At 50.5% G+C, this 23,672-nt stretch carries 25 protein-coding genes; 7 read left to right on the top strand and 18 right to left on the bottom strand.

Features of this window, described 5'->3' with window-relative positions; translation table 11 throughout:
* Window positions 1-2: 2 nt before the first annotated feature.
* From efeO to KNQ07_RS12355, 5 genes are all read right to left on the bottom strand, one after another.
* The gene (gene efeO / locus KNQ07_RS12375) at window positions 3-833 is read right to left on the bottom strand and encodes an iron uptake system protein EfeO (RefSeq protein WP_214767015.1); all 831 of its coding nucleotides are present in this window, start codon (window positions 831-833) and stop codon (window positions 3-5) included.
* 129 nt (window positions 834-962) lie between these two features.
* The gene (locus KNQ07_RS12370; RefSeq protein WP_214767013.1) at window positions 963-2,627 is read right to left on the bottom strand and encodes a DUF2339 domain-containing protein; all 1,665 of its coding nucleotides are present in this window, start codon (window positions 2,625-2,627) and stop codon (window positions 963-965) included.
* A 147-nt stretch (window positions 2,628-2,774) separates the two neighbouring features.
* Window positions 2,775-3,857 carry an SH3 domain-containing protein gene (locus tag KNQ07_RS12365; protein ID WP_214767011.1) on the bottom strand — a complete coding sequence of 361 codons (1,083 nt, stop codon included), beginning with the start codon at window positions 3,855-3,857 and terminating at the stop codon, window positions 2,775-2,777.
* A 174-nt stretch (window positions 3,858-4,031) separates the two neighbouring features.
* Entirely contained in the window at window positions 4,032-5,081 is a 1,050-nt protein-coding gene (locus KNQ07_RS12360; protein WP_214767009.1) for an oxidoreductase, read from the bottom strand.
* 73 nt (window positions 5,082-5,154) lie between these two features.
* Complete coding sequence (locus KNQ07_RS12355; protein WP_012370490.1) at window positions 5,155-5,640, bottom strand: GNAT family N-acetyltransferase; 486 nt, start codon at window positions 5,638-5,640, stop codon at window positions 5,155-5,157.
* Window positions 5,641-6,204: 564 nt separating this feature from the next.
* Between KNQ07_RS12355 and KNQ07_RS12350 the strand changes: the two genes are divergently transcribed.
* Window positions 6,205-7,668: a potassium/proton antiporter gene (locus KNQ07_RS12350; protein WP_214767007.1), complete on the top strand. Its 1,464-nt coding sequence runs from the start codon at window positions 6,205-6,207 to the stop codon at window positions 7,666-7,668.
* A 58-nt stretch (window positions 7,669-7,726) separates the two neighbouring features.
* Here KNQ07_RS12350 and KNQ07_RS12345 read toward each other — a convergent pair whose 3' ends face one another.
* Window positions 7,727-8,929, bottom strand: a complete 1,203-nt coding sequence (locus KNQ07_RS12345) for a hypothetical protein (protein WP_214767005.1) — start codon at window positions 8,927-8,929, stop codon at window positions 7,727-7,729.
* Between the two features lie 19 nt (window positions 8,930-8,948).
* On the bottom strand, window positions 8,949-9,542 hold the full coding sequence (locus tag KNQ07_RS12340) for a hypothetical protein (protein WP_214767003.1): 594 nt from the start codon (window positions 9,540-9,542) through the stop codon (window positions 8,949-8,951).
* Between the two features lie 145 nt (window positions 9,543-9,687).
* On the opposite strand from KNQ07_RS12340, the gene KNQ07_RS12335 reads away from it, so the two are divergent.
* Window positions 9,688-9,837 (top strand): hypothetical protein, encoded by a 150-nt coding sequence (locus KNQ07_RS12335; RefSeq protein WP_012370495.1) that lies wholly within the window; start codon window positions 9,688-9,690, stop codon window positions 9,835-9,837.
* A gap of 49 nt (window positions 9,838-9,886) precedes the next feature.
* Here KNQ07_RS12335 and KNQ07_RS12330 read toward each other — a convergent pair whose 3' ends face one another.
* From KNQ07_RS12330 to KNQ07_RS12315, 4 genes are all read right to left on the bottom strand, one after another.
* The gene (locus KNQ07_RS12330) at window positions 9,887-10,675 is read right to left on the bottom strand and encodes a PP2C family serine/threonine-protein phosphatase (RefSeq protein ID WP_012370496.1); all 789 of its coding nucleotides are present in this window, start codon (window positions 10,673-10,675) and stop codon (window positions 9,887-9,889) included.
* Window positions 10,676-10,741: 66 nt separating this feature from the next.
* The gene (locus tag KNQ07_RS12325) at window positions 10,742-11,668 is read right to left on the bottom strand and encodes an alpha/beta hydrolase (protein ID WP_261966312.1); all 927 of its coding nucleotides are present in this window, start codon (window positions 11,666-11,668) and stop codon (window positions 10,742-10,744) included.
* A gap of 37 nt (window positions 11,669-11,705) precedes the next feature.
* On the bottom strand, window positions 11,706-13,160 hold the full coding sequence (locus tag KNQ07_RS12320) for a PH domain-containing protein (RefSeq protein WP_214766999.1): 1,455 nt from the start codon (window positions 13,158-13,160) through the stop codon (window positions 11,706-11,708).
* On the bottom strand, window positions 13,157-13,660 hold the full coding sequence (locus KNQ07_RS12315) for a PH domain-containing protein (RefSeq protein WP_148206618.1): 504 nt from the start codon (window positions 13,658-13,660) through the stop codon (window positions 13,157-13,159). Before KNQ07_RS12315 ends, KNQ07_RS12320 begins: the two co-directional genes overlap by 4 nt.
* A 133-nt stretch (window positions 13,661-13,793) precedes the next feature.
* Here KNQ07_RS12315 and KNQ07_RS12310 point away from each other — a divergent pair, with 133 nt between their 5' ends.
* Entirely contained in the window at window positions 13,794-14,249 is a 456-nt protein-coding gene (locus tag KNQ07_RS12310) for a hypothetical protein (protein ID WP_012370500.1), read from the top strand.
* 22 nt (window positions 14,250-14,271) lie between these two features.
* Here the strand turns inward: KNQ07_RS12310 and KNQ07_RS12305 are convergent, their stop codons facing one another.
* Complete coding sequence (locus KNQ07_RS12305; RefSeq protein WP_214766997.1) at window positions 14,272-14,706, bottom strand: MarR family winged helix-turn-helix transcriptional regulator; 435 nt, start codon at window positions 14,704-14,706, stop codon at window positions 14,272-14,274.
* Window positions 14,707-14,811: 105 nt separating this feature from the next.
* Between KNQ07_RS12305 and KNQ07_RS12300 the strand changes: the two genes are divergently transcribed.
* Window positions 14,812-15,234 carry an organic hydroperoxide resistance protein gene (locus KNQ07_RS12300; RefSeq protein WP_012370502.1) on the top strand — a complete coding sequence of 141 codons (423 nt, stop codon included), beginning with the start codon at window positions 14,812-14,814 and terminating at the stop codon, window positions 15,232-15,234.
* Between the two features lie 202 nt (window positions 15,235-15,436).
* Here the strand turns inward: KNQ07_RS12300 and KNQ07_RS12295 are convergent, their stop codons facing one another.
* Window positions 15,437-16,576: a Six-bladed beta-propeller, TolB-like protein gene (locus KNQ07_RS12295; RefSeq protein ID WP_214766995.1), complete on the bottom strand. Its 1,140-nt coding sequence runs from the start codon at window positions 16,574-16,576 to the stop codon at window positions 15,437-15,439.
* Window positions 16,577-16,709: 133 nt separating this feature from the next.
* Between KNQ07_RS12295 and KNQ07_RS12290 the strand changes: the two genes are divergently transcribed.
* The 3 genes from KNQ07_RS12290 to KNQ07_RS12280 all read left to right on the top strand — a co-directional run bounded on the left by KNQ07_RS12290 (window position 16,710) and on the right by KNQ07_RS12280 (window position 19,288).
* Complete coding sequence (locus KNQ07_RS12290; RefSeq protein WP_234944519.1) at window positions 16,710-17,789, top strand: GTP pyrophosphokinase; 1,080 nt, start codon at window positions 16,710-16,712, stop codon at window positions 17,787-17,789.
* A gap of 63 nt (window positions 17,790-17,852) precedes the next feature.
* A complete protein-coding gene (locus tag KNQ07_RS12285; protein WP_012370505.1) occupies window positions 17,853-18,296 on the top strand; it encodes a MarR family winged helix-turn-helix transcriptional regulator in 444 nt (147 codons plus the stop codon).
* 68 nt (window positions 18,297-18,364) lie between these two features.
* Window positions 18,365-19,288 (top strand): tetratricopeptide repeat protein, encoded by a 924-nt coding sequence (locus KNQ07_RS12280; RefSeq protein WP_214766993.1) that lies wholly within the window; start codon window positions 18,365-18,367, stop codon window positions 19,286-19,288.
* A gap of 79 nt (window positions 19,289-19,367) precedes the next feature.
* Here KNQ07_RS12280 and KNQ07_RS12275 read toward each other — a convergent pair whose 3' ends face one another.
* The 5 genes from KNQ07_RS12275 to KNQ07_RS12255 are packed head-to-tail and all read right to left on the bottom strand — an operon-like array spanning window position 19,368 to window position 23,592.
* On the bottom strand, window positions 19,368-20,282 hold the full coding sequence (locus KNQ07_RS12275; RefSeq protein WP_214766991.1) for a phosphotransferase family protein: 915 nt from the start codon (window positions 20,280-20,282) through the stop codon (window positions 19,368-19,370).
* Between the two features lie 55 nt (window positions 20,283-20,337).
* Window positions 20,338-20,907 carry a guanylate kinase gene (locus tag KNQ07_RS12270; RefSeq protein WP_214766989.1) on the bottom strand — a complete coding sequence of 190 codons (570 nt, stop codon included), beginning with the start codon at window positions 20,905-20,907 and terminating at the stop codon, window positions 20,338-20,340.
* Window positions 20,897-21,373, bottom strand: a complete 477-nt coding sequence (locus tag KNQ07_RS12265) for a hypothetical protein (protein WP_114595697.1) — start codon at window positions 21,371-21,373, stop codon at window positions 20,897-20,899. Before KNQ07_RS12265 ends, KNQ07_RS12270 begins: the two co-directional genes overlap by 11 nt.
* 12 nt (window positions 21,374-21,385) lie before the next feature.
* On the bottom strand, window positions 21,386-22,117 hold the full coding sequence (locus KNQ07_RS12260; protein WP_214766987.1) for a glycerophosphodiester phosphodiesterase: 732 nt from the start codon (window positions 22,115-22,117) through the stop codon (window positions 21,386-21,388).
* The gene (locus KNQ07_RS12255) at window positions 22,114-23,592 is read right to left on the bottom strand and encodes a carboxypeptidase M32 (RefSeq protein ID WP_214766985.1); all 1,479 of its coding nucleotides are present in this window, start codon (window positions 23,590-23,592) and stop codon (window positions 22,114-22,116) included. Before KNQ07_RS12255 ends, KNQ07_RS12260 begins: the two co-directional genes overlap by 4 nt.
* Between the last annotated feature and the right edge of the window lie 80 nt (window positions 23,593-23,672).

The following is a 23,672-nucleotide window of genomic DNA, read 5'->3' as shown; positions in this document are numbered from 1 at the left end:
GATCAGCCCTCCAGTACGATCCCCATCTTCGAGAGCGGCTCGGCCAGCTCGTTGATGGCTTGACTCAATTGTTTGACGTCCGCTTTGGATAACGCGGTATAGAGAACATACCCATCCTCTTTCTTTTTGGCTTCCAGTAAACCGTTGACATCAGCAAAGCGGGCGGCAATCTCTTTCGACAAAGCGGCATCCTGTTTTTGAAGCGCCGGGTTCAACAGTTGATAAATTTTTTCCGCCCCTTGAACATTGGCTGCAAAATCATACAAGTCCGTGTGGGAATAGCGGTCTTCTTCCCCTGTTACTTTCGACGTCGAAACTTCGTTCAATAAATCAGTCGCCCCGGTGACAAGCAGTTCCGGCGTCACCTCGACGGTTTCGACTTTTGCCCGGAGCAGATGAACATCCTGCATCAATTGATCGGCGTATCCTTCGTATCCTTCGGTCGTCCCTTTTTCAAACAGTCCTTGTTCGATCCGGTGATAGCCGCCCCATTCCGATTCCTTAACATCCCCTTCACGGGCATCGATTTTCGGATCGAGATCCCCGAATACTTCGGCAATCGGTTCCGCCCGTTCATAATGCATCCGCGTTGGTGCGTAGAGCGCTTTTGCCTCTGCCAAGTCACCCTCTTTGACCGCTGTCGTGAACGCTTCCGTCTGTTTCGTAAACTGTTCCAGTTCTGCAATCGCATAGGTCCGGTAATCGGCCACGACCTGTTTGAACGGGTCTGGCTTGGGCGTCGCCGGTTTCGTCGTCGCGGTTTGTTCGTTACAGGCTGCCAGTAAAGCCGTCATCGATAAAAGTCCGATGGCCAGTGTTTTTGTATGTCGCATGGATGGTTCCCCCTGATCGTTAAGTAAGTTCATCAATCAGTATAGTCGATAATGATAATCGTTATCAATATATTTCAATAAAAAAATCCTCCCTTTCAGACGGCGCTGTCTGGAGGGAGGATGACTGATTCAGGATTCACGTTTCTTGAAATACGTTCGCGAAATGATAAAGGCCACGATGCCGAAGCCGATAAATACAAACGCTTTTTGAATCAACGACAAGAATGACAAGTCAAACAACAACAGTTTGACGGCACTGACCGACAACAACAGCAGACCGGACAGGCGCCAGGCCGCTGTCCCGCGAATCCGGCCGATTGCCACGAGTACAAACGATAACAGGATGTAGGCAACAGATAACGTCGTACTACGATCCGTTTGATCAAGCGCCGCGTAAAACGGCAGTTCCATTACGATCAGCGTATAGGTGACGAACACACCGGCAGCGGCGAAAAACAGCACAAGCTGCCAATATTTCCGCCACACTGCTTCCTCGTGCGTCCGAACGAGCAGAACGATGAACGCTGTTGTTGCAAGTGTCAGACCGAAAACGGAGACGGCATACGACTGATCGTTGAAGCGGTACGTTTCATATGTTCCGATCGTATACAACACGAACATCACATACACGACAATCCCGAAAATCCGTTGGTGTGGTACTTGCTGACGTTTGACGAACCATAAACCGGCAATCACGAGAGCGTAGAGAATTGAACGGAATTGATCACCGAAACTCAGTGGATCGACCGGTATCTGCGAAATCGCAAACAGAACGGCGACATGACCGACACCATTTTGCCACGCGTCTTTCGTTTGATTCGCGACGACGTAAGCGAGTAGTGCAAACAGAACCGCGAGTCCGTAACCAAACGGCCAATCGATCACGGACAGACTGAGCAGGACGAACCCGCCCGCTATCCAGCTCGGATAGTTATACGTGAGCGGCAGTCGCGTCCCGATATAGGCGAGACCGAGATAAGCCATAACAGAGGCAACGAGTAACGTCACTTCATCAATCAGAGGACGTGTCTCAAAATTGACAGTGAGACTGCCGAAAACAAGCGCCAGGAAAAAGACGCCGGCAGCAACCGGGTACGCCTTGACCGCTTTCAGACGAAGGACAGCAAATAGCAAGGCGGTAAACAACAGCACTTCGTACAGTAAAAAGAGGAAGACGTTCGGCTCGTCCGTCAACTGAAGAAACGGCAATAAAAAGCCGGTAATCGAAACCAGCACCAGCAATGCCGTCGAACGCATCCACAACATTAATCCATATGCGATCGCGAGTACGACAATCTCTAAGAAAAAGGCCAACAGCGGTGGATAAAATTGATATAAGGCCATACCGGCAAATAACGCCGACAAGGAGACGATCGTTCCGGTCGCGACAAGCCCGACGCCGAGCTCACGTCGTTTCTTCTCATACTGAAATTCTCCAAGCGCCATGACGAGCAGACCGATGACGACACCACTTCCGATCCGGACCGCCGGGCTGATCAGTCCGGCAAGTGACGCATAGGAAAACAGAAAAATCGCCCCGATTGCTGCAAAAATCGCCCCGATCCGCGGTAACCAGACCGTCGCGAGGACGTTTTCCCATTCCTCCCGTGTTCGGGCTTTTTTCACGACGGGTGTCCGGGTTTTTTTGACGAACGCCGGTCGGACGGCTGGGCGCGTCACGGAAGAGACCGGTTCCGGCGGCAATTCTTTTGCCGATTGGTGTTCCAATTGATCGACACGAGCCTTTAAGCGGACGATTTCCTGTTCCAGCTGTTCCAGTCGTTGGTCATCCATTTCTTCACCACTCCTTTCAAGAAGAACTTACAGAGGTTGTCATTATTTTACACGATTTTTAAATCGATTCCCATTTCTTTAAAAAAGCGCCCTTGGTCGACCGCATAAAAAAAACCGGTGAAGCCAACCGCTTCACCGGTCAATCGATTAACGGACAGATAACGCGTACTGTCCTGTCGTGTTGTAAACAGACGTAAATTGTGAACGGCTGACCGTATATTTTCCACGGTAGGGATCGGATACCGTAAACGCACTGCTTGAGACACCTGTCACGAGCATGACATGGTAGTTGCGGTAACCGGTAAACGTTTTACCGTCCGGCTTGATCCAAGAGAAGTAACCGTACGGATTTTTGAAATCGACGGTCGCCCAGACGATGACCGGGTTTCCGTTACGGATTTCACTTTCAATTTTGCTGACCCCTTGTTTCGAGATATCAGCAGCACCGCTGCGGTATTTTTTCGCGAGCGGCAGGATGCCTTTCGGATAAATACCCCAGTTTTTATAATAATCAAGTGTTCCTGCCGGATTTCCGGTAAACATTTTTTCCGGATCGGCCCAGTAATACTTACCGTTTTTATAGGTCGCATTTGTCATGCTTTTTGGCATCTGGTTATATAAGGAAGACGCGGAAACGGCCTTTTTCTTGTATTCGAGTGCCATTTTCAGTGAAACGAATTCACAGCCTGACGGATAACCGAGCGTATACTGGTTGTAATACGGGACGTTCAATTGTTTCGACGAACTGCTGCTTGGTGCCGTTTTCGTCAAATACTGTGTCGACACGTAACGGTAGCTGCCGTTGTATAAAATACGTGTCCAGCTGCCGGATGTTCCGTAAGACGCAACCTTTACACCTTTGTTCAGTTGTGTGACGGTTTTCGCCGTCGTACTCGGAGCGGTTCTGACGTTTAATGTCCCGACCGTCGTATAACGTGCCCCGGTCGACGTATACTTCGATGTCGTCGACGTCCGGACATAATCTTTGTGTATGTAACCCAGTTTTGATTTGTACGTGATTTTATACCAACTGCCGGACATCCCGTTTGAAGTATAGACGGCTCCTTTTGTGATTTTCCCCAAGATTTTACTTGTTGTCGATGGTTTCTCACGCACACGTAATACATCTGTCGTGACCGTCAGCTTCGTGGCAGCTTCTGCGATGAGCGATGGACTGAACACACCGAACAAAACACCTGCCAAAATGAAGGACGTAATGATTTTTTTCATGATAAACCCCCTTATTTTCTGTAATACACACATTTTTCCCATCTTTTTGGAATTTTAATCAATATTCCACAAGAAAATTCTGAAAAATTGCGATATCTTTTTCTTTATAACAAAAAATCTCAGCTCTGTATAGACAGATTGCTGAGATGTAATTATATTGATATTTAGTAAAAATCAGTTTTGAAGCTCTAAAATGAACGGGGACGGTTTTGAAAAAGCCTGCTCCATCAAGTGTGCAACGAGTTTCGTATCGGCTTCGGAGACGGGCAACGGTGTCCCGTGGACGATACTTTCATAAAAGGCACGGTATAATTTGCCGTAGTCTCCGACCGGGCTTGGAATCCGGACATCCTGGAGATGACCGTGATCGTCATGGTACAACAGACGACCGAAATCATCTTCTGAGTCTTCACCAAATCCTTCTTCTCCCGGGAAGTAGTTTGCTTTGAGATCGAGTTCCTGCCGGTCGATATGCTGTTTGATGAACGTTCCGTTTGTGCCGTGAAGCATCCAGCGCGGAGCACCCGCTAACGCGATATGACTGGTCCGGACGCTGACTTTTAAGTCCGGATAATAGAAATCGAGGGCAAACGTATCATCCGGATTGCCAGCTAGGCGGACCGTCCGGATATCGTACCCGACCCGGTCCGGTTTCCCGAACAGGGCGACGATTTGATCAATCGTATGGACACCTAGACCGTATAAGGCACCGTTTTCCGGACGCGGAATGGCCGGAGCCGCGTCCGGCCGGTAAAGGTCGAAGTGTGAGACCACTTCGACGAGTCGTCCGAGCTTGCCCGAACGGATGACTTGTTCGACGACTTGAAAATCACTGTCAAAACGCCGGTTTTGATACGCCAGCAGCTTGACGCCTTGCCGGTCTGCTTCCTCGAACAACCGGTTCGTCTCGTTTTCCGTCACAGTAAACGGTTTTTCGACCAACACATGTTTTCCGTGTTGCAAGGCTTGCAGGGCGTAGGCGAAATGCGTCGCCGGCGGGGTGTTGATGACAACGACCTGAAGCTCGGGATCGTTCAGCATCGTGTCCAAATCCGTTGTAAAGCGGACATGCGGCAATCGAGACGCATAGGTTGTCTCTAATTCCGGTTTTGCTTTTCGATTATAAATCCAGGTGATATCAAAATGGTCCTCAATCATGACGTAGGGCAGATGATACCGGGTCGTACTTTTTCCAAAGCCGATAAAACCAATCTGAAGTCGCATCCGATCACTCCTCGAAACATTCTTTTTCTAACCATACCAAAGCAGACAGAACTTGTCCTATCTAAATGTCCCGTTATTTCAGAACCGGTGTTTCCTTATACTCATATGTCGCAAAACCGTCACGAATCCCTTGAGGCTCAAAACCAAAGGACGCATAATAACGGTTCAAGAAGTCGTTTGTCGCAAGACAGTCGAGACGCAACCGTTCCTGCTCTGCCGTCGTGACCGCGATGACATGCCGCAACAGTTGTTTGCCGACGCCAAGACCTTTTGCCGTCTCGCTGACGACAATCCGGTGGATGTACAGCCCTTCCGTATCCGGCCACAACGTCTGATCCCAGGCGAGCGACGGTAACAGCGCAATCGAACCGAGCAGTTCCGCCCCCTGTTCAAAGACATACAGTCGCCCGGCTGCCAAATCGTTTGCGACCAGTTGCTGTAAATCTTCCTTCAGGTAAGCGGACCACTGCTGGCTCCCGCGTGCTTGAAACAATTCGGCTTTTTCGCGCAACAGGGTCGCAATCTGTTTAACGTCCTGTTCAGTAGCTAGTCGTATCATAGTGTTCCTCCTGTAAAAAAAATTCTCCTTCATCCTAACGAAAGTGAACCCAGAAGAAAACCGTTTTGCATAAAGTCCTGCAAAAATCACAAAAACGCATGAGTTTGTAAATTTTTTCATAGTTTCAGATTCTATATCTCGATACTGTATAGTTAAGGAGTGAACAGACCCCCAGTCTGCACAACACAGGTCTACCGACTTCCCACGAGTCGGTAGACCTTTTTTTAAACCGTTTAGTCCAATCCGACCCAACGTTTGGACAGTGCGCGGGCTTGTTGACGGTATGCCTCATCTTCTACGACTGGGTTACTGAGTCGCGGCGCGGAATCCGCGTTCCAGTAATTCTTTAATCGTTACCATACCCATGCCGGAGTTTGCTCCTGTGACTACACAGATGTTCATATAAGATGCCTCCTCTTTCTTCAATCAATGATCCATTATGATACGTGTTTTCCTTTTTTTACGGATTTATACACATCTTCCGGCAAACTATTTTCTAAAGCAACCGCAACGAATGACGTATACTAAAGAAAAGACGTCTTTCATTGAAGGAAGGGATCGCCTATGAACGAAGGAACCGTCCTGTTGCTGGCCGGTATTCTCTTGTTGCTTGCCATCGTCACGACGAAATTTTCTGTCCGTCTGAACGTCCCGACCCTGATTCTGTTTGTGTTTGTCGGTATTCTGGCCGGAACGGATGTCTCCGGCTTGATTGATTTCGCCGACTTCGAACAAGCCCGTCTGTTCGGTACAATCGCACTCGTCATCATCTTGTTTGACGGCGGTTTGAATACGAAATGGCGGGATTTCAAAACCGTACTGCCGGCAGCGTTATCCCTCGCAACCGTCGGTGTCCTCGTCACGACCGGGCTGATTGCCGGCGTCGCGCATTACTTGCTTGATTTCAGTTGGCCGATCGCCTTACTGATCGGGGCCTTGATCGGCTCGACCGATGCCGCTGCCGTCTTTTCCCTGCTGAACGGTCGTCCGATCGATCAAAAAGTGAAGCATACGCTCGAAGCGGAGTCCGGAACAAATGACCCGATGGCCGTTTTCCTGACGATCCTGTTCACGGAATTCGCTTTGGATCCGGCAGCCTTTTCCGCCTTACACGGCATCTTGCTGTTATTTTACGAGATGGGCCTTGGTCTTGTAATCGGTCTGTTCGTCGGCTGGTTGTTGACGTCCTTGATGAACCGCATCCAGTTGCAGTCGTCGGCCCTCTACCCGACGCTTTTGATCAGCGGCGCACTCCTTTCCTACGGCGTCGCAACCAGCCTTCATGCGAGCGGTTTTTTAGCCGTCTACGTGACCGGAATATGGCTCAGCAACCATGATTTGATTTACCGGGATATTCTCGTCCGGTTCAGTGGCAGCCTGTCTCACTTGGCGGAAGTCGGTATGTTCATCATGCTCGGACTGCTCGTTTTCCCGAGGCAACTGTTCGATCCGCATACACTGTTCGTCTCCGGTGTCATCGTCTTGACGTTGATTCTCGTTGCCCGTCCGCTCGCCGTCTATTTATCCCTGTTGCCTTTTCGTTATAACTTCCGCGAACAGAGTGTCATCACGGCCGCCGGCTTACGCGGCGCTGTGCCGATCATCCTTGCGACATATCCTTTGTCGAGTGGCTTACCGGACGCCTATCCGTTATTTAATATCGTTTTTTTCACCGTCATGACATCGGCTCTCCTGCAAGGGACTGCCTTGCCGTGGGTCGTCAAGCTGATGAAGCTTGATGCGAAACCGACCATCGACATTGAACCGTTGATTCAGTTCATGACGGTCGCGAATCCGAATGCCGAAATCGTCGAAGTCAGTGTCCCGTCCTATTGCCGCATCGACGGGAAAACACTGCAGGAGATTGAGATGCCGCAGGATTTGCTGGTCGTCGCCGTCATCCGGCAGAATGCCATCATCACACCGCGGGGACAAACCCGGTTAATCGGAGGCGATCAACTGTTGATCCTGACGCCGAAACAGTCGGAAGAACGGATCCGGAAACTGATTGCGTCCCTTGGAATCTAAGACAAAAGACCGGACACCTGAGGGCGTCCGGTCTTTTTATTTCTTCTTTTTCCGGCAATCACCGGTTTCCGGTCAGATCTTCCGTCCGCTGAATCCGGACTAGCCCCGGCGGACGATGCGGAAACGTGATCGTCAGTCCCGCGAATCGGCAACTGTCATTACTGTTTTGTGCCCGGACAATCCAATCAATCGTTTCTTGCCGTGCCAAGGCGTTGCGGACCCGGTTTTCGACCTGTTGTCTCGAAATCCCTTCACAGGAGACTTCCGTCAAATAGGTTGTCTCGTCGGACTCGAACTGTTTCCAGATCCCTAATAGCAATTGACCGACGGCACTGACGGGAGTTCCGTCCGGCTCCCCCGCCCCGACCGCTTCGTCGAGTCGTTCGATGGCTTCCGGTGCCGTGTCCCCGAGCGCCAAGATCCGTCGCGATCCTTGCTGCATGATCCGGAAACGCTTATGTCCGTCGTCAAGCCACAGGCGCTGGGCAAACGGATTGACCGGAATACCATGGAAAAACGTTACTGTCCCGCGCCAGGCGAAACCGAACGACGGATCGTAAACCTGCATGACCGCCATCACCTGTGCAAGAAATGATTGCACTTCCGTTCGTTCCGCCTGCAACCGGGTCCGGACATCCTCGAACTCGTGAAGCGGGACAGCCAATGGAATCCGCGTGAACAATTCGCTTTCTGGTACACGGTGCGGTGCGAGGACCGTCCCGTCAAGCCGGTAATCACTTGCCGGACGTCCCGTCCGGCCGACGAACAGTTGCCAGTGGTCTTCAACCGCCGCAAAGGCATAGGTCTGATGGGCAAAGGATGGAGCGACGAACAGACCCGGGAACGGTTCGAACGTAGCAATCCGGAGCGGTTCGCCGTCGTTCCACTCCTCTTCGATGACACGGACGAGCTGTCCGGTCAACGAGAGTGTATCCGTCAGATAACGGCCGGTGTTGCTGTAAAAACCTAAAATGTATTCCCGCTCTTCCTCTTCGAACGTCATCATCGTCATTTGAAACAGGGACTGGACCTGGGCTTCAGCAAACAAATCGTCGACGCTTTCCGGATGATGGGATTCGATGGCCACCATCTGCCACCCCATCCGTTCATATAAGTTGATCGTAATCGGGAAAAATAAGAAAGCACCATGTGTGGCTTCAAGTTTCAGGATATCCTGCATGGCAAGCCGCTCGATCCGTAAATCAAACCCCATCCGTTCCAGATGATCTTGCAAACGTCTTTTCCAGTGCGTGAATTCCATCTTTTTCCCTCCTTCTGCCTTATGCGCGTTTACGAAGCGGATTTTTGGACCAGTAAAGATAAAGACCTACCGATCCGGCGATTCCGATCAGATACGCCGGGGTGCCGCTGACTTGCATCAGGACGACGGGATTCGGCACGAATTGAATCAAAACCGCTTTGTACGTCGCAAACAAGATGAAGCTGACTAAAAATTGAAGCCAGACCCGTTTTTTGACGTCACGGATTTTCGGCGACGTGATTAGAATCGACATCGCATCAATCAGGAATAAGGCGATGATCGAAAATAAAATGTAATCTGCGAGAGCGAACTGGAAGATTCCATCGATTCCTTCGATGAAGATAAACATCAAAATCGTCGAGATATAATTCCGGGTCCAGCGCTTCTGAGTTTCGTTCCGCCGCAATTCCGGAATCTCGGCAATCATTTGATTCAACCGTTCTTCCGGTGATTGTCCGTGGACGGTTTCAAACGGTTTTTGCAAGCGCTGGGCTTCATACAGATCCGCTTGGAGACGGCGTTCGATATCCGTCCGTTCCGGTTCTTCGACGTTCAGGTTCAACCGTGGTAACAATGACTCCAAAATACGTGTGTTGGCTTTAGTAAGTTTCAAGCGAGATCCCCCTTTTTCACGTTTAAGTATACCGGTTTCAAGGAAAAAAAGACTACCGGGAAGATGACGATTACTTGACGAATCACGAATAAATATTCAGAATAGTTAAAAAGGTGACACAATTTCCAGAAAAGGAGGGATACAGATGTACCAAACCTTGACGAATACGGCGCTGATCGCTTTACTGACGAGCGTCGGGATTGCCCTGCCGTTGGCACATACCGAAAAAGAGGCACAGGAGCCGATCCCGTTACAAACGAACCAGACGGATGCTGAATCAGCAACGACCGAATAAAAGCATGACCCCTTTCCCTGATCAACGGAAAAGACGGGTCATGCTTTTATTATTTTGCATTTCCAGGCATTGTCACATGCTCCTCCACCTTGACCGTCCAGGCCAAGATGGTCGTGCTGTCCCGAACACCGAGCTGCTTGATTGTCGTCAGTAACGTCTCAACGCCAGCCGTTGAAGTGTTCAGAATCGTTTCCATCTGTTTTCCGTCCTGAAACGGGGCTCCCGGACATTCAATCAATCCGTCCGTCGTCAACAACAGCTGATTGGTTCCCCGACGTAATTCACGAATCCCCCGCCCGTAACACGGAACCGGTAAATCAAATGTATTGACCCGTCCAATCCATTCAAAAAATTGCCGCTCGTTTAACTTGTATTGCAGATGTTTACTTAAATCAGGATGGAAGAGATAAGCGACGACATCACCGACCGATAACCACCAGACATATTTTCCTTTCCGGACAAGAAACAGACAGGCGGTCTCGCCCTGTACGTCTTGACAGGCGGACCGGAAGGCTTCGTTTTGCAACAAGGATACGACCTGCTGTTCGAGCGTGGAGAACATCGTTTCTAGAGGTTCATTCAGGATCCGCTCAATTTTCGCACGATGCGCGGTAAAGTAGTCGGTCAATAAGACGGCACTTTCCGCCGTATCATGCGCGTCGAGGAGCATGGTCCATTCCCAGTCTCCCCCGATCCAGACGACACAACCGTCTTCATTTTTAGTCTGTCCGGAACGGCTGCATCCTCCGAATCGTCCGACCGTGATCGGTCCAACCGATTCAATGGAGATGACATCGACGAACGGTGTTTCATTTCCTACCCAAACCAAATCCGTCATTTTTGTTGTGGCCCCTTTCAATCCGTCTGTTTACTGCCCGGTCATCCGCCCTCGTGACATGACCGGTTAAGGAGTCGTAACAAAAGGTTGAACGAACAAACGAAGACGTTTTTCGTAATTCTTAGCATTTTCGGAATAGGTCATGCCGTGACCCGCTCCGCGGACCGGATACAATTGTTTGATCCCGGGTTTTGCCTGATACAGCTCATAGACCATCCGCGGGGGAACGATCTTGTCCCCCGTTCCCTGGATGAACAACGTCGGCACCATGATCCGGCTCGTCTGCCGCGTGACGGAAACATCCCCGTAAAAGAAGTCCTGCTCAACTTTATTCAAGATACTTGCCGCAGCAAGCGACGGACCGGCCGGATACGACAGATTTGCTTGGGCAAGAGACTGGAGCCAATCGTCCAGACGGGCATATGCGCCTTCGGCAATGACGACCTTGACTTGTTTGGGAACGGTCGGTTCTCCTGCTGCGAGCAATGCCGTCGCCCCTCCGACACCCAGTCCGTGATAAATGATGTGACGGGTTCCGGTCTCCTCAATCAATTGATTGGTCCACTCGATCAGATCCAGCCGGTCAAGCCAACCATAGTTCAATGGTCCTTTGCTGCCTCCCTGACCGCGGCGGTCCGGAACAAATACGTTGTATCCGAGCTGTTCCTGATAAAAGCGGATGAGCGGTTCCGTTTCGGAGGAACCGAGGCGGACATCATCAGCAAGGAGCACGACCGTCTTGTCGGAAGCGGGAGAAGCGGGCAGGTAACGGCCGACGCGCGCTTCCCCGGTCGTCTTTAATTGGATGGTTTTCAGATCCTGCCGCTTCATCCATGCCTGATCCGCTGTGTCCGGATTGGTTGGCTTCGCAGGGAGGAGACGAGAGCGGTCAGACGCTTTTGTTAAAGTTTGCTGTAACCGGTAGCCGTCATATCCGATCAGACCTCCGATTCCGAAAAGAATCAGCAAGAGTATCAAAATCCATTTGCGCACCACGTTCACTCCTTTTGTCATCTGTTTCTTTCAGAAGCTATTCGTCATCCGACAGCCGTGTCCCTGCCGGTGAAGCCGGTGGTTTGAGAAATGTCTGTTGATACCAACGCAGTACATCTTCAAACTCTTCCTGTGTAAAGTAACCGGCATGAAAAACAGTTGAACCGCGTAACGTAAGATGAAACTTCAGAATATCTTTGTGTTCCAGAAAACGGGACACGTGACTCGAGAAGGCTTCAATCTTGAGGCGCGGCGCATAAATCGTTTCCCGGTTGACCAGTTCCTTGCGTAGGACAAACAAATCGTCCTGATGCCCGTAACGGGTGTTTTGATAGCCGGACCGTGCGACCGCGTAATAAACGGGCAACAGCAGAAGGAACGGTAATCCGAAATATCGGAAAGGTTCCGGTAACGTATACAGCATCGCCCCGTTCAACAGAAGTAATCCCAAACTGTAGCCGAGCAGCGGCCAACGGACGATGTAAAAAAATCCCCGGTCGACGGCCCGTTTCTGCGGATTTTGCAATTGAAAGCGCGGTAAAAACCGGCTCAAAAAATCGTCAATCTCACTCGTGCGGATAAACGGGTGCAAGAGCAACTTCTCTTCTTCACCGCTTGCGGAGATGATGTGTAACGAGAGGTGCGCCCGTTTCAAACGCCGCTTGATCCAGCTTTCCTCGATGACCAGCGCCTGCACCTTATCTTGATGAAAGACGATTTCCGTCCGGTTCAAGAGGCCGTATCCAATCGTCATCCGCTGTTTATCACGCGTCGCCCGGAAAGAACCGTACCGGAGGACGAATACTAAAATCGAGCCAAGGTAAATCAAGAGTAAAAGCATTCCGCCGAGAATCAGCAAAATCATAAGTGATAAATGCAACAATTCGTCAAACGCCCGGCTGATGTAAGGCTCGATGAACCGGTTGGCGAACTGATAGACGGCTCCGAATCCGACGAGTGCAAGACCGAGCCGGCCGGATAATGCCCCTGCTGTCACTAAATCCTTTAAGCCGACCGTATAAGTGACGGCTGCCTCCGCATTTTCCGCGGATGGCAAGACCGCTGTTCCGATCGTCGATTTCAATTGTTTGGCAAACTCGAGCCGAACCCCTTTTAATTCGACTTCCGGTTTGCCGCTGTCGGATGACGTTTCGACCGCCAGTGTCGCCAAACCGAGAATCCGCTCGAGCAGATTTTGATTGATGCCGATTGACTCGATCCGCTGACGTTGCGTCGTCCGCTCACTTTTTCGGAAAATCCCTTTATTGACCCGAATCGTTTGTTCATCAATCGTAAACGTATAAAAGTACCAGGATATGATACCGAACACGAGTAACAGAAAACTGATGACCACGACACCAATCATCGTATATATGCCAAATCCGTCATTTTTTAAATCATTGAACAGGATGACGGCAATCGGAATGACGAGTGATCGGAGCTGCGTCAACGTCGTCATTAAGATGAACAAGGGGTGGACCCTCCGTGTCATAACGACTCCTCCTCCTGTTCCTCGAGTTTCGCGAATCGTTCAATCCGTTGCCGTAAGATGCCGGCTTGCGTGACCTCAAGTCCGGGTAACTCAATTTGCCCGGACGCCGTATGCACGCTCATATTCATCAGCTTCAAGCGGCGGAGCAACGGGCCGGACGACGTATCGATGATTTGTACTTTGACCAGTGGTGTCACAACATGTCGTAAGATAAAGATTCCGAATTCGACGACTAAAAATTCATCATCGACCCGGTATTTAAAATACCGTTGTCTCATCTTCGGGACGTATACGAACTGAAGCAAAAAGAATCCTGTCCACAAACCGGTCAGAATCCACATCCACCAGGGAGATAAATCCAGCCACTTGATCTGAACCACGGTCGCCGTTCCGATGAGCAACAGATAAATGGTATACTTAATGCCGACGTATTGACGTTCGGCGGTTATCGAGGCACGCGGCAAGTGTTGCCAGTCCCCGGTCGGTTGATTTGGTTGCATCCAATCCCCTGCCTTTCCTTTTTTCATACGGGAAGAGACTTGCTCAAGTTTCACTGTCATCAAACAGACGTTGACATTTCGTTGTGAATCATCGCATATATAAGAGAGTAGAAATGTATTTCAAGGAGGAACCATGCTAACATTTGAAGAAAAATTAAACATCATCGAGACTTTCCCGCAACTTGTCCGGAAAGAAGTCTCGCTTAACCGTGTCAATTTCCACTTCCCGGAGAGTCAGTTCGAGAAAAAAATCGTCGTCTATCATCTTCATCCGAACGGCAACGGTTTTGTCTACGCTGCAGGATTACCGGGATATGAGACGGACCGGAAAGGTTTCGTCAACATTCGTGAATTCTCCGAGCCCGCTTTAATCCTCTTGTTACAAGATGCGATCAAAGCGCTAGAGACAGTCGAAACGGTCGAAACGCTGGAAGAAACGTGGATCAACGACAACCAGTTCGAATTGACGTTATTAAACGAAGACCTCGATACTTGGTTGGTGTACGCGGGCGACTTGCTTGACGGAGCGTTCAATTCGTATAAAGAAGCAGCGAACTACCTTGAAGAAGAAGGATTCCGCCGCAAATAAATAGTCAAAGTGAACGGGACTGTCAATCAGTCCCGTTCATTTTTATGGTCAGGCGATTTAATGTCTGCTTGACCAGTTCCATGTCTTCGTCCGATACACCCAGTAATTCTTTTAAAGCCAGCGGAATTTGTTCGGCCTCATTTCGAAGGGCTTGGCCGTTTGCCGTCAACGTGATTTGGATATGACGTTCGTCCACCGGATTTTTGACCCGTTCGACTAAACCGGAAACTTCTAATTTTTTTAACAAGGGCGTTAACGTACCTGAGTCGAGATGCAATCGCTCTCCGACCGCTTTTAACGATTGTTGATCCTGCTCCCACAAGACGAGCATGACGAGATATTGCGGATAGGTTAATCCGAGCGGCTCCAGCAACGGACGGTATCGTTTCGTGATTTCACGGGAAATCGCATAAAACGGAAAACAGAGTTGTTCTTCAAGCAATAAGGGATTCGACATATATATCCTCCTTTAAGCAAAATAGTTGCGTTCTTTTATAGATTGTATACAATCTAATTGTAAGCTACTTAAATTAATCAGCCAACCCGAAAGGAAGTTATCATTATGAAACCAATGTTCACATCATCTGCTACAGCTGTCGGAGGCCGTGACGGCCGCGTCGTATCGGAAGACGGTATTTTAGACGTCGCTCTTGCCATGCCTGTACCAGGATCAAAGAAACAAGCGACAAACCCGGAACAATTATTTGCTGCCGGATACTCTGCTTGTTTTGATTCCGCTTTAAATCTTGTCGCTCGTAAACAAGGAATCAAGCATGACGGCAGTGAAGTAACGGCACACGTCACGTTGAACGAAGCAACAGACGGATTTACACTTTCAGTGGAACTGGACGTTCTTGTCCGTGGCGTTTCAGAAGAACAAGCTGCGGAGCTTGGTAAACTTGCCCACAGCGTTTGCCCTTACTCACGCGCAACAGCTGGCAACATTCAGGTCGACATCTTCACACGGACGACTGACTCAGAATAAGCATACCACTCCTCCTCTTGCTTGGCGTATTTCGCTGACGGGGAGGAGTTTTTATTGTTTTTGACGCATATAAGCTTATACTTCTTGTTTTTTAATTTGTTTTTATATGATAAATACGGTATATGAAATAAATAGGTCTTCTGTTTAAAAATCACACTGCCTTTTTCACAGTGTGATTCCCTGAATTGTTCGGCTGTTTCGTTCATTTTAACTGATTGACGGAAAGGATGACCAATTCTCCGGCGACAATCATATAATAAGCATCCTCGAACCGGTGACGCACTGCCTGCTCACCGTCATACACCGTGACCATCGGTTCAGCATCCGTCCCGATCGATTCATGCAGGTAAAACCGGTCGCGCAGCACCCGCTCAAACGGGTCACGGTCCAGGTAACGGGCACCCGTCCGCAGATTCATCACTTCATGGTGCTGATCCGACCGGTCATTGACGATGAAAATCGTCGACTCGACATCGTCATAGGTGAAGTCCAGCGGTTCGAAATCACTCCACCGAATCCGTTCCCGCTCCGTAACGGCCGTTTGTTCCTTGATTTCATAAAACACTTCTTCATTGAGGCGTTCCGTATAGGCACTAAACACGAGATGGCCGTCCTGTTCGCCCAGGTACTGGACGGTATCCCCTTCCCCGTCGAGCCGCAATAACGTCCGAAAGGACAAGTGTTCCACGCCTTGCTCGATTTCCGTGACGATCGTCGACAACGGAGCAATCAACAGACTTTCCGAATGGTCAATCGGATCTTCCGGTGAGATGACTCCGCTTTCCAGCGCATCATAAAAGGAGAACTCATCGAGCCGGGCATTGCAGACGATATAATCGGCATCCGCTAACGTGATGAGGAAAAAATACAGTTCACGGTAGTTTTCCGTGATACCGTACAACCGTTCATCTTTAATCGGATGCTGACGCGTCGTCTCGACGTCATACAAAAAGGCCGTCGTCCCGTCATCGACATGCAACAGGACCATATACCGCTCATTCAGAACCCAGTAGAGCGTCAAATCGCCCCCAAGGCGCCACGAAGCGAGGTGCTCGCTTTTTCCTGAATGCAGGTCAATCGCGATTAATTGCGTCTCGCCGCCCTCTTCCCGGTCTTTTTCATTCAGGCAATACACTTTTCCCTTTTTGACGAATGGCCGGGTCGGTCCATGATCCTGCAACACTTCAGGCGTCAGATCGACCTGTTCTTGATCTTTTAAATCAAACCGGCTGATATGAAATTGACTGTCGTTGAGTCGGCGGCGGAAATAAACCGATGATGGTGTGACATGTAAGATATCAGAATGATCAGCTGGCAACGCCCGCGCGTCCAAAATTTCCATTCTAGCACCCCTCCCAGATGTTCTACTCTGTCTTTCCCACGAAGCGTCCTCCTTGAAACAGGGTCCTTTCGTGCGTCCATTGAAAACGAATGCTACAATAAAGCAAGAAGAATTGATGAGGAAGGTGAATTCCGTGCAATCGCAGGACTTAAATACGATGATGCTCGAATATGTCAATGACAAGGAAGACTATGACGCCTTTGCCGATAAATTAAAAGTCTTATTATCGGAATTGCTCGATGCAGCCGGCATCAAATACCATTCGATCGTCGCCCGGACGAAAGAGTCCGACAGCCTGTACCAAAAAGTGTTACGGCAACCGAATAAATACCAATCGCTCCGGGATGTGCACGATTTGACGGGAATCCGGATCGTGACGTACTTTCACGATGATGTCCGGGAAGCAGCCCGGATCATCGAAAATGAATTTTCAATCGACCGGGATCAATCCGTCGACAAATCCACTCTGCTCGATACGACCGAGTTCGGTTATCTGTCGGTCCATTTCGTCGCCGCCTTAAATGAACAGCGGCTCGCGCTCAGTGAATACGGCCGTTTTAAGGACCATACCGCCGAAATCCAGATCCGGTCGATTCTGCAACATGCCTGGGCGGAAATCGAGCACGATTTAGGATATAAAAATCCGAACAGTGTGCCGGCCGAAGTCCGCCGCAGTTTCAGCCGGGTCGCCGGACTCCTTGAAATCGCCGATCAGGAATTCGTCAACATCAAAAAACAATTGAAACAATTCGAAGACGAGACGGTCCAGCAAATCTTGTCGGATCCGCAAAAGGTCCGGATCACTTCCGATAACTTAAACTATTTCATCGACCACTCCGCTGTCATCAACGATCTCGACAAACAGCTGGTCACGTCCCAGATGATGCTGGATTCCGATCAGCAGCTGATCAATGAACTGATCCGGATGTTCCATTATGTCGATATCCGGAATTACGGAGAATTGATTGAAGCCGTCGCCGCCCACAGCCCGCTCGCCTTGAAGTGTGCCCAGGTCATGCCGAACCCTTTCCTCCCTCGCCAAGGAATCGGCATCGCCTACATCTGTATGGCCGTGACAATCGCCGGGAACGATCCACACCGGATTGACTATTTCTTCCGCCGGTTCTATCCGGAGCTCCGGAACGTCGAGGACATCATCAAGCAGGTCCAACCGTTAAGTAAACAGATGATTCAAGAGAAAAATATTGATTAAACTAAAATTTTTCACTATACTAAATCACGGAAGAAGAAACTACGGTATGGAAAGAGTGAAACTATGGCAACTACATTAGAAGTAGCAAATCGCGATCAGTTGATCGTGGATACAGAAAAAGGGTTACGGATGAACTACCGCGCCATCAAAAAAGATGTCCGCAGCATGTTCACGACTTACTTGACGCGAAACGAATTCTTTATCCTGAAGTCGCTTTGCACAAGCAGTCCCCAAATCGCATCGGCTTTATCCAACGAATTTCAGTTTTCAGCGAGTATGATCACGGCACTGGCCGATGAATTGACGAAAAAAGGGCTGATTTCACGCGAACGCAGTGAACTCGACCGTCGTGTCGTCGAACTCCGGGCAACGAAAGACGGGATTGAATTGTACGGGAAGCTTGAAGCGATGAAGATGGAATACCTGTCGGACGTCTTCGCTGACTTCTCGGATGCCGAACTCGATACGTTCCGGACACTGTTAACGAAACTCGAACAGCAAAATTAACATTCAACCCTTCAGCCTGACCGGTTGAAGGGTTTTTGTATGATACCCAACGCGAGGAGTGCCTTGACATGACAGATGCCATCACGATTCAAACTGCGCGCTTACAAATTCGACCGTTGCCTTTCCGACACGAACCGGTCCGGTCTGCAACAGACACGTCCACGTTTGGTCTGTTTCGTTCAAACGATGAAACGAAGGTCGGGACAATCCGAATCTCGCCAATCCGTCAGGCGGAAGTCCGCTCGGCCAAAATCGACTGCGAGATCGATCCGCTGTTTGGACGACAAGGATATGCCACGGAAGCATTTCCTGCCATGCTGACGCTCAGTTTCAAGACACTCGATTATCAACAGGTGGTGGCCATGATGGACCCGGACAATGAACCGGCGCTCGTTGTCGCCTCCAGGGCCGGTCTGCCGTTTCGCTCCAGCGTTTCATACGGACCATCGAGTCAGCAGCTGACCTTCGTCTACCGTCCGTCAGATGATCTCTCCCCTGCGGTCGGGTTTGACCGGACAGCCGTCTCGCGTCTTCGTCAAGCGAAACAGTATCACGCCGCAAAAGCCGTCGTCGCCTCTTACCTGAATCAGGCTCCGGACGATCCACAAATTCATTATCAGATGGCCTGGTGTCATGATAATCTCGGAGAGGAAGCCGCTGCCGTTCCGCATTACGTCGCTGCCATCGAACAGGGTCTGGCTGCGCCCGATTTACAGGAGGCGTACGTCGGACTCGGCAGTACGTACCGTGCCCTCGGCCGTTACGATGATGCCTACCGGACGTTGACGGAAGGACTCGCCCACTTTCCGCAGCATGCCGTCTTGCAGACATTTTTAGCACTGACGTTACATAATCTCGACCGGTCGGCCGAAGCAATCGAACGGTTGATCGGAACGCTTGTCGATACGACGGGAAATCCGGAAATCCATGCTTATGCCCGCGCCCTGCGCTTTTATGCCTCCCGTGTCGACGAGACCTGGGACGGAAACTGAACCAAAAAAGCCGTGCCCTGACCGAATCAATCGGTGAAGGCACGGCTTTTCCGGTCGAACGAAAAGTCTACTCAGACGATCACGTCCGGTCAAACGTTGCATACCAAATCGGGACGGCACACTCAAACCGCCGGTGATCGGACAACACACGTTCGAGCCGCCGGCGCATTTGGTCCGTTTCCTCCGGTGCATGCCGGATTGTCCAGACGATCGATGAAATACAAGCCATCGCCAGATAGACGCTGTAGACACGCCAAAATAGCTCCGGAACATCCCCTGCAAAATAACCGTCGACTTGACCGACGGCAAACGGAATACTGTCGTCGACCTGAAACAGTCCCATTTTGACGAAGTCATGCCACGGGTCACCGACATCGTGATTCGAGAAATCAATCAGTCCGACGAGGTGTTCCCCGTCCGTAATCAGATTTCCGAGGTGAACATCATCGTGTTGCAGCCGGTTCGGCCGTCCCGCGATCAAATGGATGTTTCGTTCGATGAAGGACAGGATGATTGAATCGTCGGTCAACGGTCTTTCTGCTTGGTACAGCGCAACATACCGCTTGTGTTTTTCGAGGCAGCGGATCGCCCACTCCGTCGCCCGGGGCACCTCATGCTGATGGATCCATTGTAACAAGCGGCCCGTCTCCTGACCGAGTCTGTATGCTTTGTCCCGACAGAGCGGTAAACATGCCTGGATCGTCTTACCGGTCAGAAAACGATAGCGGCTGTAACAGACAGCGGCTGCCGAAATCTGCTTCAAGTCGAGTGGTTCCGGGACCGGCAACCCGTCGTGTCGTAACTGCTGCAAAAGCTCAAACTCCCGCTTTTTCCGTGCCAATGATGCCAACGGAGCGGTATGAATGATGAATACTCCGCTTGCGTCACGCGCCGTGTATTTCGGTGAATCGGTATAGCGCGTCGCAAGACGGTTCCAGTCGGTCAAGGACCTGAGCTCCGGTTCCGCCTGCAAAAGCTGTAGCCAGACATCCATCCACCTTCCCCCTCTCCTTAACGATACTAAAAACAGCAGGGATGGTTCCCTGCTGTTACGATTCGGACGGTTGTCCGGGAATATAGGCGGAAATGATGCTCAACAAATCCGCATAGGCTTGTTCAAAGTCGATGTTTTCAATCATATAATCGTAATGATCGCGCTCTTTCCAGGCATCCGCATAGTCGACGAGCCGTGCCTCGAACTCCGGCGTATCCCCCCGCATCAGCAACCGTTCCTTCATCAAATCCGGCGGAACGGAGACGAAAATCGTGATGACGTGATCGGCAAACAACGTTTTGAACGCTGTCGCCCCTTTCGGATCAATATCCTTGATGACGATTCCGTCCGTCGCTAAAATTTCTTCATATGCCTTTCGTGGCGTACCGTACCATGCCCGATGTACGTGGGCATACTCAATGAATCCGTTCTCCTGGATCAATTGTTGGAACGTCTTGACGTCAACGAAATGATAACTTTCCCCGTCATGTTCCGTCGGACGTTTCGGACGTGTCGTCACAGACGGAATAAAGCGGACCCGTTCATATTCCTGGCGTAAGCGTTTGATCAAGGAAGATTTCCCGCTGCCCGATCCACCAATCAACAGAATGATTTTACCTGACATCGTCATCCTCCTTTTGTTGTTGTACTGTCATGAAATAGCTCGAAAAGCGAAGCGCAAATTGTTCCAGTTCACTGTCTTCGATCACCCCGTAAATCGGGCGGATGACGACGAGGTACCGGTCATACGTTAAAATCCGGGACACGTCATTTCGGGTCATCTGAACATTTTTTTCAGGATAACTCGCAACGTAATACCAATCGACGGCGATACGCGTCGGTGTCGGACTGGAATAAATCCAGGTTTGGCTCGAACGAGTGTGCTCGAGCGTGCTGGTACGGGCAAACCGTTGTACCATCTTTAATTCGGTTTTGGCGTCGCGGAGTCCTGCCTGAAAATCATCCGGTCGCGTCACCGATTCCTCGACCTGTTTCGGTTTTGGTGCCGGCAGACTGGCAAAACCAATCTGCAGACCGATGACGAGTGCGACCAATGACGCTAAAATGATGAACAGATGCTCCTTCCGCATGACGCTACCTCCTTATGGGATGGATAGACTTTTCTGAAATGCTTGTGGATCATTGACGATGACGGCGTCAATCCCGATCTCCATCATCCGTCTGACATCAGCAGCCGTTTTCGGCGTATAGACCCGGACTGCAATCCCGGCCTGATGGGCAAGGATGACATCTTCTCGTGTCACGCGGCGGTAATCCGGATGAATCGCCTTTGCCCCGAGCAGGATGGCTTGCTGCTCCGGGTGGTACAACGGATACGGATAGAGAATCGCTGTCTCGATCGTCGGATCAAGTTCCCGGACGGTCGCGACCGAATAATGATTAAACGAACTAAAAATCAGGCGGTCATTCGCAATACCGTGGGCACGACACCGTTCGAGTGTGTACGCTTCGATCCCGGGATACCGGATCGTATCTGTCTTCAGCTCGATATTGAGTAAAAGATCGGTCGGCGCAAGTAATTCGAGGACTTCGTCAAGCGTCGGAATCGTCGTCTGGATCGGTCCGCCGTCTCCTTTGAACTGGGCTCCGGCGTTGAGCTGTTTCAGTTCAGCGAGCGTCAAATCGACGACCCGCCCCGTTCCGTCCGTCGTCCGGTTCACCGTCTCATCATGAATGATGACTCCGACTCCGTCACGTGAAAAGTGAACATCGAATTCAATGCCGTCGACGTACGGAATTGCCGCTTCGATCGCTTCGAGCGTATTTTCCGGAAACCGGTCACTCGCTCCGCGATGGGCGAACCAGCGCATCATAATGCTTCGACGACCCGTGTATATTTTGCCGTCAAGTAGTTGATCAACGGCTGGACGGAAATCGATTGTCCGGTTGCCGCCTGAATCAGTTCCGCCGGGGTCTTCGCTTTTCCGTGCCGGTGAATGTTGACGTTCAACCATTCCTTGATGGGTGCCAGTGTTCCGTCGGCAATCAGTTGATCAACATCATTGACGTCACGGCGTAACGCTTCGTTCAGCTGAGCACTGTAGACGAGACCAAGCGCGTAACTCGGGAAGTAACCGAACGATCCGCCGGACCAGTGGACATCCTGCAGAACACCTTTTGCGTTCGTCGGGACATCAACTCCGAGGTATTCCTTGTACAGACGGTTCCATTCCGCCGGCAGGTCTTTGACTTCGAGTTCGCCCGTAATCAGGCGTTTTTCGAGCTCGTAGCGGATGATGATATGCAAAGCATACGTCAATTCGTCCGCTTCGATCCGGATCAGTGACGGTTTGACTTCGTTGACCGCGGCATAAAACGTCTCAAACGGGACATCCGTCAATGAAGGAATCGCTCGTTGCAGACCGGCATAGCGGGCAGACAGGAATCCTTGATTCCGGCCGATGAAATTCTCAAAGAACAACGACTGTGATTCATGGATTCCCATCGAGGCCCCGTCCCCGAGTCCGAGCGTATCGAGATTCGGATCGATGCCTTGTTCATATGTTGCGTGTCCGGCTTCATGCATCGTTCCGAAAACCGAATTGCGGTAATCATTTTCATCGTACTTCGTCGTGACGCGGGCATCTTTCCGGTTGATCGTCGTTTGGAACGGATGGACGGTCTCATCGAGTCGCCCCGCCGTGAAGTCATAACCGATATCCTGCAGCCACTCGTGATTCAATCGAATCTGTGTCTCGCGGTCGGCTGACCAGTCGAGTGTCGGGAATGTTTTTCCGTCAAGTTGTTTTAACAACGTGATGATCGCCTGACGGAGTTCAGCGAATAACGGATCGAGTTCTGCGACCGTCATGCCCGGTTCATAGTCATGCAGCAACGCGTCGTACGGATGGTTGTCATATCCCCAGTACTCGACGAACTTCCGTTCCATCGCGACAATCTTTTCCAGGTAAGGTGCAAACAAGTCCCAATCATCCGCGTCCTTCGCTTTCTCCCAGACACTTTCTGCTTCCGAAATCAACGTGATGAACGTCTGGTATTCCGCTTCCGGAATCTTCGAGTCCCGGTCGTACGCTTGTTTTGCTTTGGCGTAGGAAACGGCTTCGACGCCTGTCAACGTCTCTTGCCCCATCGCTTCAAGCAACGTTTGATACGCTGTTCCCGTCCGGCGGCGGAAACTTTCCGTCGATAAGAAGCCGATTGATTTCGAACGGTTGTCGGCGGATTGTTCCGGCATGTATGTCCGCATGTCCCAGTAAAGTAACGCGACGGCTTCATCGTATGCACGAAGCGCTTCAAAATGGTCACGCCATTGTTGTAAAGTAGTCATCAAAATGCCCCCTTGAGCTAAGTAGTATCCGTACATTTTCAGCATATCACAAAATGTTCAAAACTTTCACACAGGAGCCG

This window comes from Exiguobacterium sp. s145 (assembly GCF_018618835.1).
In the GTDB taxonomy this organism is placed as follows: Bacteria; Bacillota; Bacilli; order Exiguobacteriales; family Exiguobacteriaceae; genus Exiguobacterium_A; species Exiguobacterium_A artemiae.
The sequence above is the reverse complement of the archived record's forward strand: the minus strand, read 5'-3'. Positions and strand labels throughout refer to the sequence as shown.

Bases quoted from the DNA above. Each gene is read 5' to 3' on its own strand.
- KNQ07_RS12315 (WP_148206618.1), bottom strand. From the start codon at position 13,660: ATGCAACCAAATCAACCGACCGGGGACTGGCAACACTTGCCGCGTGCC.
- KNQ07_RS12260 (WP_214766987.1), bottom strand. From the start codon at position 22,117: ATGATGCGCTGGTTCGCCCATCGCGGAGCGAGTGACCGGTTTCCGGAA.
- KNQ07_RS12355 (WP_012370490.1), bottom strand. From the start codon at position 5,640: ATGATACGACTAGCTACTGAACAGGACGTTAAACAGATTGCGACCCTG.
- efeO (WP_214767015.1), bottom strand. From the start codon at position 833: ATGCGACATACAAAAACACTGGCCATCGGACTTTTATCGATGACGGCT.
- KNQ07_RS12275 (WP_214766991.1), bottom strand. From the start codon at position 20,282: ATGGATGTCTGGCTACAGCTTTTGCAGGCGGAACCGGAGCTCAGGTCC.
- KNQ07_RS12295 (WP_214766995.1), bottom strand. From the start codon at position 16,576: ATGGAAATTTTGGACGCGCGGGCGTTGCCAGCTGATCATTCTGATATC.
- KNQ07_RS12360 (WP_214767009.1), bottom strand. From the start codon at position 5,081: ATGCGACTTCAGATTGGTTTTATCGGCTTTGGAAAAAGTACGACCCGG.
- KNQ07_RS12270 (WP_214766989.1), bottom strand. From the start codon at position 20,907: ATGTCAGGTAAAATCATTCTGTTGATTGGTGGATCGGGCAGCGGGAAA.
- KNQ07_RS12365 (WP_214767011.1), bottom strand. From the start codon at position 3,857: ATGAAAAAAATCATTACGTCCTTCATTTTGGCAGGTGTTTTGTTCGGT.
- KNQ07_RS12310 (WP_012370500.1), top strand. From the start codon at position 13,794: ATGCTAACATTTGAAGAAAAATTAAACATCATCGAGACTTTCCCGCAA.
- KNQ07_RS12350 (WP_214767007.1), top strand. From the start codon at position 6,205: ATGAACGAAGGAACCGTCCTGTTGCTGGCCGGTATTCTCTTGTTGCTT.
- KNQ07_RS12285 (WP_012370505.1), top strand. From the start codon at position 17,853: ATGGCAACTACATTAGAAGTAGCAAATCGCGATCAGTTGATCGTGGAT.
- KNQ07_RS12335 (WP_012370495.1), top strand. From the start codon at position 9,688: ATGTACCAAACCTTGACGAATACGGCGCTGATCGCTTTACTGACGAGC.
- KNQ07_RS12255 (WP_214766985.1), bottom strand. From the start codon at position 23,592: ATGACTACTTTACAACAATGGCGTGACCATTTTGAAGCGCTTCGTGCA.
- KNQ07_RS12265 (WP_114595697.1), bottom strand. From the start codon at position 21,373: ATGCGGAAGGAGCATCTGTTCATCATTTTAGCGTCATTGGTCGCACTC.
- KNQ07_RS12345 (WP_214767005.1), bottom strand. From the start codon at position 8,929: ATGGAATTCACGCACTGGAAAAGACGTTTGCAAGATCATCTGGAACGG.
- KNQ07_RS12300 (WP_012370502.1), top strand. From the start codon at position 14,812: ATGAAACCAATGTTCACATCATCTGCTACAGCTGTCGGAGGCCGTGAC.
- KNQ07_RS12370 (WP_214767013.1), bottom strand. From the start codon at position 2,627: ATGGATGACCAACGACTGGAACAGCTGGAACAGGAAATCGTCCGCTTA.
- KNQ07_RS12280 (WP_214766993.1), top strand. From the start codon at position 18,365: ATGACAGATGCCATCACGATTCAAACTGCGCGCTTACAAATTCGACCG.
- KNQ07_RS12320 (WP_214766999.1), bottom strand. From the start codon at position 13,160: ATGACACGGAGGGTCCACCCCTTGTTCATCTTAATGACGACGTTGACG.
- KNQ07_RS12305 (WP_214766997.1), bottom strand. From the start codon at position 14,706: ATGTCGAATCCCTTATTGCTTGAAGAACAACTCTGTTTTCCGTTTTAT.
- KNQ07_RS12330 (WP_012370496.1), bottom strand. From the start codon at position 10,675: ATGACGGATTTGGTTTGGGTAGGAAATGAAACACCGTTCGTCGATGTC.